We start from the raw sequence: 7135 nt of genomic DNA, 5'->3' as shown, positions 1-7135 counted from the left end.
ACGCGAACTGCCCAGCCTGCCGCGCGGCACGCCGGGTGTGCACTACATCAGGACGCTGGATGACGCCGCCGCGCTTCGCACCGGCCTCACGCCGCAGGCGCGTGTTGTCGTCATCGGCGGCGGTTTCCTGGGCCTGGAAGTGGCATCCACCGCGCGCGCCCTGGGTGCCACGGTCACCGTCCTGGAAAGCGCGCCGCGCTTGCTGGAACGCGTGCTGCCCCCGGCGCTGTCGGATTGGCTGGCCGAGCGCGTCCGCCATGCCGGCGTGGACCTGCGCCTGGGCGCGCAGATCGCGCACAGCGACTGGCAGCCTCATGCTGATGCCGCGACCCGGCATCAGGCACGTTTCAGGATAGAACTGCAGGATGGCGCCACGATGGAAGCTGACGTCGTGGTGGTGGCCATTGGCCTGGTGCCGGCAGTATCCCTGGCCGCCCAGGCCGGCCTGGCGCTGGACCCCGCCAACGGCGGCGTCGCGGTGGACGCCGCCTGCCGCAGCAGCGATCCCTATATTTACGCTGCTGGCGATTGCGCCAGCCAGCACCGCCGCCACCTGAACATGGCGCTGCGGCTGGAGTCCTGGCAGAACGCCAATGAACAGGCACGCGCGGCCGCAGCCGGCATGCTGGGCCAGCCCGCGCCCGCCGAGCCCTATCCCTGGTTCTGGACCGACCAATACGGCTGCAACGTGCAGATGCTGGGCCTGCCCCAGCCGGACCTGGTCTACGCCTGCCGCGGCGTACCGCAGGTCCAGGCCGAGGCGCCCAAGTTCATCTGGCTGGGCCACCGCGACGGCGTGCCGGTGCACGCCATCGCCATCAACGCAGGCGGCGATCTGCGCCAGCTGCGCGTGCTGTTCGAACAAGGCATACCCATCGACCCGCAGCGCTATGCCGATGAGTCCGTGGCGCTCAAGCCATTGGTGAAGGCCTGCCAGCAAAGCGCCGCCGCGTCCTGAAATTCATTATCGCCCCCGCATCGACAGGAGCTTTTCATGTATCAATCACAAACCGTCATCGGCCTCACGGTGGCGTCCAAGGACGCCGCGCTGGCCGACTGTGTCTGGCCGGAAGACGCGCTGCATTACATTCCGGACTGGGTCTACACCAGCCGCGCCGTCTACGATCAGGAAGTGGAAAAGATCTTCCGCGGCAAGACCTGGAACTACGTGGCCCTGGAAGCCGAACTGCCGAATCCGGGCGACTACAAGCGGTCCTATGTGGGGCCGACCCCGGTGGTGGTATCGCGCGCCGAGGACGGTTCGGTCAACGTCTTCGAAAACCGCTGCGCCCACCGCGGCGCGGAGTTCTGCCGCAACAGCCAGGGCAACGCCAAGGAATTCGTCTGCCCCTACCACCAGTGGTCCTACGACCTGAAGGGCAATCTGCAGGGCATTCCCTTCAAGCGCGGCGTGAACCGCGAAGGCGGCATGCCCAAGGACTTCAAGAACGAAGAGCACGGTCTGCGCAAGCTGCGCGTCACCACGCGCAACGGCGTCATCTTCGCGTCCTACAGCGATGAGGTCGAACCCATCGAGGAATACCTGACGCCCGAGATCCTGGCCGATTTCGACACGGTCTTCCCGGGCAAGAAGCTCAAGATCCACGGCTACTACCGCAACGAGCTGCCGTGCAACTGGAAGATGTACCACGAGAACCTGAAGGATCCGTACCACGCGACCCTGCTGCATTCGTTCCTGGTGGTGTTCGGGCTGCTGGTGGCGGGCAACAAGTCCGCCATGCTGGTCGATCCGGTGCATGGCCGCCACGGCACCATGGCCTCGGCCAAGAGCGAGGACAAGTACGCCAGCGTCAGCGAAGAGAACAAGAAGGAAATGCGCTCCTTCCACGACGGCCTGCACCTGCAGGACGACCGCTTCCTGGAATTCGTCAAGGAGTTCGATTCGCCCTGGTCCGTCACCATGCAGACGGTGTGGCCCAACCTGATCGTGCAGCGCGAAATGAACACGCTGGGCGTGCGCCAGATCGTGCCCAACGGCCCCGACAGCATGATCATGCAATGGACCATGTTCGGCTACGAGGACGACACGCCCGAGATGGAGCGCCACCGGCTGCGCCAGGGCAACCTGATGGGCCCGGCAGGCTTCCTCGGCCTGGAGGACAACGAGGCCATGAAGTTCGTGCAGGAAGGCGTGCGCCGCGCCAGCACCGACGTCAACGTGCTGAAGCTGGAATCCGGCAAGCAAGGCACCTCCAACACGCTGATCTCGGAAGCCGCGATCCGCTCCATGTACAGCTATTACCGCGGCGTGATGGGCTTCTGAGGCAGGAACATAGACACATGAGAACCCGATTCGAATATTCCCCCCGCAAGATCGATCCCGCGCGCGCCATCGCGCTGCGACTGGAGATCGAGGAATTCCACGCCGACTATTGCGCCGCCCTGGACGCGGGCCAGGTCGAGGCCTGGCCGGACTTCTTCACCGAGGACGGCCTGTACCGCGTCACCGCACGCGAGAACGCCGAGCTGGGCCTGCCCGTCGGCCTGGTGTACTCCGAAGGACGCGCCATGATGCACGACCGCGCCGTGGCCATCTCGCGCACCCAGATGTTCGCTCCGCGCTACATGCTGCACCTGGTCAGCAACACTCGCGTCATCAGCGAATCCGCCGACGGCGAGATCGAGTCCCAGGCCGCGTTCATGCTGATGCAGACGCTGGTGGAAGGTCCCACCACGCTGCACCTGGCCGGCACCTACTACGACCGCCATACGCGACAGGACGGCGTGCTCAAGCTGAAGGAACGGCAGGTGGTGTATGACACCACCATCCTGGCCAACGACCTGGTCTATCCGGTCTGACAGCAGGAGCGTCAATGAAAAAGGGTTGCGCCGCGAGAGGCGCAACCCTTTCTTTTTGTGCAAGCGCCAGGCGCCGGCTCAGGCCTGCGTGGCGCGCACGGCCTCGTCGCGCGTCAGCACGGTGGCGTACTTCTGCTGCATGTCGAAGAGATTGGCGTCGTGAGGGCCGATGGCGCGATCGCCCACGCAGTCCGACACCACCAGCGGCCGGAAGCCGTATTGCATGGCATCCACCACGCTGGCCCGCACGCAGCCGCTGGTGACCGCGCCCGCCACCAGCAGCGTCTGCACGCCGCGCTGCGACAGCCAGGCCGCCAAACTGGTGCCGAAGAACGCCGAGGGCACCGTCTTGCGCACCACCAGCTCACCAGCGGCGGGCGCGAGTTGCGGCACGATGGCGCTGTTGTGGTCCGCTTCCTTCAGGGTCAGCATCCCCGGCACCTTCAGCGTAAAGATGTTGTGGTCCGCGTCGTCGTCGGCGAACACGATGCGGCTGTGCGCCACCGGCCAGCCCTGCTTGCGCGCATGCGCCAGCAGGCCCGCCGTCTGCTCGATGGCCTGGGGGATGTTGCCGCCGCCGAACACCGCCGGATCGGCGAAGCCGTTGACCAGGTCCACGATCAGCAGGCCATAGGGGGCCTTGGGCGCCATCGAAGCGCCGAAGCCCTGACGTTCGTAGGCCGAGATATCGTCATTCATGTATCGAACTCCTTGAGCGATGATTGCCGGCCTAGGCCTGGGGGCCGCCGCCGTCCAGCACACGGCCCCCGCGCACCACATCTTCCCCGTCCAGTCGCACGGTGCAGGCCCGCAGCGGAATGTCGATGTGGCAGGTGGTGGTGCGCTTGCCGCCGGCCTCGTTGTTGGGGCCCAGCGAGAACAAGAAATTGCCCTCGTAGGCCCGCGCGTCCATGCCTATGGTGGCTTCGCGGTCGTAAAGGCCCAGGGTGGTCCAGTGCGCGCGCGGCTGCAGGCCCCAGCCTATGTGCGAAATCGCGTAGGCTTCGGGATCCTTGAACGAGGCCACGTACTCGCGCAGCAGTTCCGCGTCCACGCCGCCGTCGATGCGCGTGGCGTAGCCGTTTTCGACCGTCAGTTCAATGGCCGAGCGCACGTAGAGCTTCTGCGGCAGCAGGATGTCGCCCACGTCGATCACGATCTTGCCAGCAGCGCCGCCTTCGTTCGGCCAGGTCAGCACGAAACCGCTGGGCCAATGGTCCCAGCGGCCCGGCTCGTCGACGAAACCGTATTCGCTGATGGCCGGAAACTCGCCCAGCGGGCAGCGCAGGTCCGTGCCTGCTTCCGATACCACGCTCATCTCGCGCGCCGCGCCGATGCGCGCGGCGGCCGCCTTGACCCGGGCGCGGTCGGCCTCGGTCGGCACCAGCCGCGCCAGCACTTCCGGCGGCTCCACCGCCAGCAGGATCTTGGTGCCCGTGGCCAGGATCTCGTGCTGCTCCGGCGAGAACAGCAGCGTCATCAGGTCCAGCACCAGATCGCTTTCCTTCAGCGCCGCGATCGCGGCCTTGTTGCCGGTCAGCGGCGTGGTGCCCAGGTAGGCCAGCGAATCCCGGCTCAGCGCCCGCTCGCCGTTGATGGGCGGCAGATCGAGGCGGTTGACGATGGCGCCCATGGCTTGCGTCGCAATCAGCGCCGTGGCCAGGGTTTGCGGGTGGGTCGCCGCGCTGGTCAGCACCGTGACGGTCTGTCCCGCTTGCAGCTTGGACAACGTGAGTACCTGCTGCCAGGCCTTCACCATTTCAAAATCGCTTATAGGCATGATGCCCTCCTTGCTAGACGGGGCCGCTCTTCAGGTACGCGCCAGCGGCGCGCCCAGGAAGTCGCCGAAGGCCGCATAGAAGCCTTCCTCGTTGTCCCACGGAATCATGTGGCCGGCGGCGGGCACGCGGTGATGCTGCGTGCCGGGCGCCAGCTGCTGGATCTCGGCCACGTCGGCGTCGAGCACCACGTCGCCCCGCTCCGCCGTGATCAGCAGGACCGGCACGTTCAGCAGCGGCAGGTCGGCGTGGATGTCGTCGCTCTGGAACGCCTCGAAGCTCTGGATGATGGCGCGCTCGTCGCAGGTGTGCAACCATTCGGCGCGCAACCGGCGTTGCTCCTCGGTCCAGGTCGGGCAGAACGCACGCATGGCTTCGGCGTCCATGCCCAGGCGCGCCTGCGCCATGGAATCGACGTACCAGGGGAGCTTGGCGGGATACGGCCGGCGGCCGGGACCCGACACCGGCGGATCCACCAGAACCAGGCGGCTCAAACCGGCGGGCTTGCTGCGTCCGGCACGCACGCCGATGCGCCCGCCCATCGAATGGCCGACCACGCTGTAGCGCGCCAGGCCCAGCGCCTCTGCGAAGGCCAGCACGTCGGCGGCCTGCGCGTCCAGGCTGTAGTCCAGCGCCGCGCCGGCTTCCGACAGGCCGCGGCCGCGCACGTCCAGCACATAGGTATCGAAGGACTGGCCGAAGCGCTCGCCCACGAAGCCCCAGGTGATGGCCGGGCTGGTAATGCCCGGTACGATGATGACCGGATCGCGCCCCGCGCCCCGTTCGCCGCCGTAGCGCAGGTAATGCTGGCGAATGCCGTTGGCGTGGACGTTGCCGCCGTACAGGAAGTTGCTCATGTCAGTCTCCCAGGCTGGGCTCAGAGTTTGAACAGGCGCCGCGCGTTGCCGCTGCAGATCAGTTCGCGGGTCGCGTCGTCCATCGGCGTCTGCTCGATGAATTCCACGGCCAGCGCGGTCGATTCGTAGGGATAGTCCACCGAGAACATCACCGCCTCGCGGCCCATTTCGGCGATGGCAGCCATCAGCGTGGGAGGCGAACAGACGCCCGAGGTGGTGATGAGGATGTTGCTGCCCAGATATTCGGAGGGCGCGCGCGCCAGCTTGATGCCGTGCGAATACACCGCGAAGCGGCTGTCGAAGCGCCAGCGCAGGAACGGCAGGCCCTCGCCCATGTGGCCGAGAATCAGCTTGACGCCGGGGTAGCGGTCGAACACGCCGCCGAACAGCAGCCGCAGCGCATGGGTAGCGGTTTCGACGCCCCAGCCCCAGCACGCGCCCACCAGTTCGGGATGACCCGAGTAGGCCTGCGGAATGACGTAAGGATCGGACGGATGCAGGTAGACGGGCACGTCCAGTTCCTGCACCTTTTCCCAGAACGGATCGTAGGCGCGGCCGTCGTAGTACACGCCATTGGTGTGGCCGTTGATCAAGGCGCCCTTGAAGCCCAACTGCTTGACGCAGCGTTCCAGTTCGGCGGCTGCGACCAGCGGATCATGCATGGGCACGGTGGCGAAGGCGCCGTAGCGCGTCGGGTGCCTGGCCACCTGCTCGACCAGGAAGTCGTTGTTCTCCTTGGCGCGGCGCAGCGCGACGGCGGCGTCGGCTTCGGCCTGCACGCCGGGTCCGGTCTGCGACAGGATGACGTAGTCGATGCCGCCACGGTCCATTTCGCCCAAGCGCACCTCGTCGAAGTCCACCAGGCGCGCAGCCAGGTCGGCCAGCACGGCGGGATCGATGTGCTGCGCGAAGCTCTTCGAATAGTCCTTGAATCCGACCGCGGTGTAGTGCTCCTCAAACGCGATCTTGCGTACTTTGCTCATTCCCCTACTCCCAGTTTGATGGCCAGGACCCTGTCCTGCCACGGCGCGCCAGCATTGTTTATCAGTACACTGACTATTAAATCGGAAATACCGGAATCGCGCGCAGCCGCTTTCCCATTGGGAAGAGTCCTGCGAGGGCATCCGAATTTACGTCAGTATACTGACTTTATAGTCAGCGTACTGACAAATTAGGGAAATCCCGGAGCGCAAAAAAAGGCCGCCGCAGCGGCCTTGCCAGCAGGCGGCGCTCAGCCGCCGCCGTCCAGGTCGGCTGGCGTGTCGACATCGCGCAACACGCCGGGATCATCCACCAGGACCAGCTGCAAGCCGGGCTGCTTGAGCACTCGCCGCGCGCCTTCGTCGCCGCTCAAGGCAGCCAGCTGCGGCAGCAGTTCCGCGCGGAACCCTACTGGATGGCCGCGCTGCCCTTGGTACGAAGGCGCGGCCATCGGCGCGTGGCGCAGCGCGTCCAGCACGCCCTCCAGGCTTGTGCGGCGAATCCAGGGCATGTCGGCAAGCGCGACCAGCACGGCTTCGGGTGTGTCGGGCAAGCCCTGCAGATACTGCGCCGCGGCGGCCAGGCTGGCCCCCATGCCCTCCCCCGCCCGCTCAGTCTCCAGCACCCGGCAATCTTCCGTCCGCAGCAAGCCGGCCAGGGCGGCGCTGCCGGGACGCACCACGGCGACGACCAGGTCTA

At 66.5% G+C, this 7135-nt stretch carries 8 protein-coding genes; 3 read left to right on the top strand and 5 right to left on the bottom strand.

The window, feature by feature from the left end; translation table 11 throughout:
- The 3 genes from VIR09_RS02685 to VIR09_RS02675 form a co-directional block, all read left to right on the top strand.
- Window positions 1-958: NAD(P)/FAD-dependent oxidoreductase (locus tag VIR09_RS02685; protein WP_332011486.1), on the top strand; the 958-nt coding region annotated here is incomplete at its 5' end.
- Window positions 959-994: 36 nt separating this feature from the next.
- The gene (locus tag VIR09_RS02680) at window positions 995-2284 is read left to right on the top strand and encodes an aromatic ring-hydroxylating dioxygenase subunit alpha (protein WP_207466861.1); all 1290 of its coding nucleotides are present in this window, start codon (window positions 995-997) and stop codon (window positions 2282-2284) included.
- A gap of 17 nt (window positions 2285-2301) precedes the next feature.
- Window positions 2302-2820, top strand: coding sequence for an aromatic-ring-hydroxylating dioxygenase subunit beta (locus tag VIR09_RS02675; RefSeq protein WP_088139888.1), 519 nt, complete (start codon window positions 2302-2304; stop codon window positions 2818-2820).
- A 78-nt stretch (window positions 2821-2898) separates the two neighbouring features.
- Here VIR09_RS02675 and VIR09_RS02670 read toward each other — a convergent pair whose 3' ends face one another.
- From VIR09_RS02670 to VIR09_RS02650, 5 genes are all read right to left on the bottom strand, one after another.
- Window positions 2899-3519: an N-carbamoylsarcosine amidohydrolase gene (locus VIR09_RS02670; protein ID WP_332011485.1), complete on the bottom strand. Its 621-nt coding sequence runs from the start codon at window positions 3517-3519 to the stop codon at window positions 2899-2901.
- Window positions 3520-3550: 31 nt separating this feature from the next.
- Window positions 3551-4600 carry a 2,5-dihydroxypyridine 5,6-dioxygenase gene (locus VIR09_RS02665; RefSeq protein ID WP_332011484.1) on the bottom strand — a complete coding sequence of 350 codons (1050 nt, stop codon included), beginning with the start codon at window positions 4598-4600 and terminating at the stop codon, window positions 3551-3553.
- Window positions 4601-4630: 30 nt separating this feature from the next.
- Window positions 4631-5455, bottom strand: coding sequence for an alpha/beta hydrolase (locus tag VIR09_RS02660; RefSeq protein ID WP_332011483.1), 825 nt, complete (start codon window positions 5453-5455; stop codon window positions 4631-4633).
- Between the two features lie 20 nt (window positions 5456-5475).
- Complete coding sequence (locus tag VIR09_RS02655) at window positions 5476-6438, bottom strand: amidohydrolase family protein (protein ID WP_088139884.1); 963 nt, start codon at window positions 6436-6438, stop codon at window positions 5476-5478.
- Between the two features lie 248 nt (window positions 6439-6686).
- Window positions 6687-7135 (bottom strand): nucleotidyltransferase family protein (locus VIR09_RS02650; RefSeq protein WP_332011482.1); only part of this gene is annotated, 449 nt, incomplete at its 5' end.

This window comes from Achromobacter sp. (assembly GCF_036567245.1).
GTDB lineage: Bacteria > Pseudomonadota > Gammaproteobacteria > Burkholderiales > Burkholderiaceae_B > Achromobacter.
Note: the sequence above shows the minus strand (reverse complement) of the source record. Positions and strands in the feature narration are given on the sequence as shown.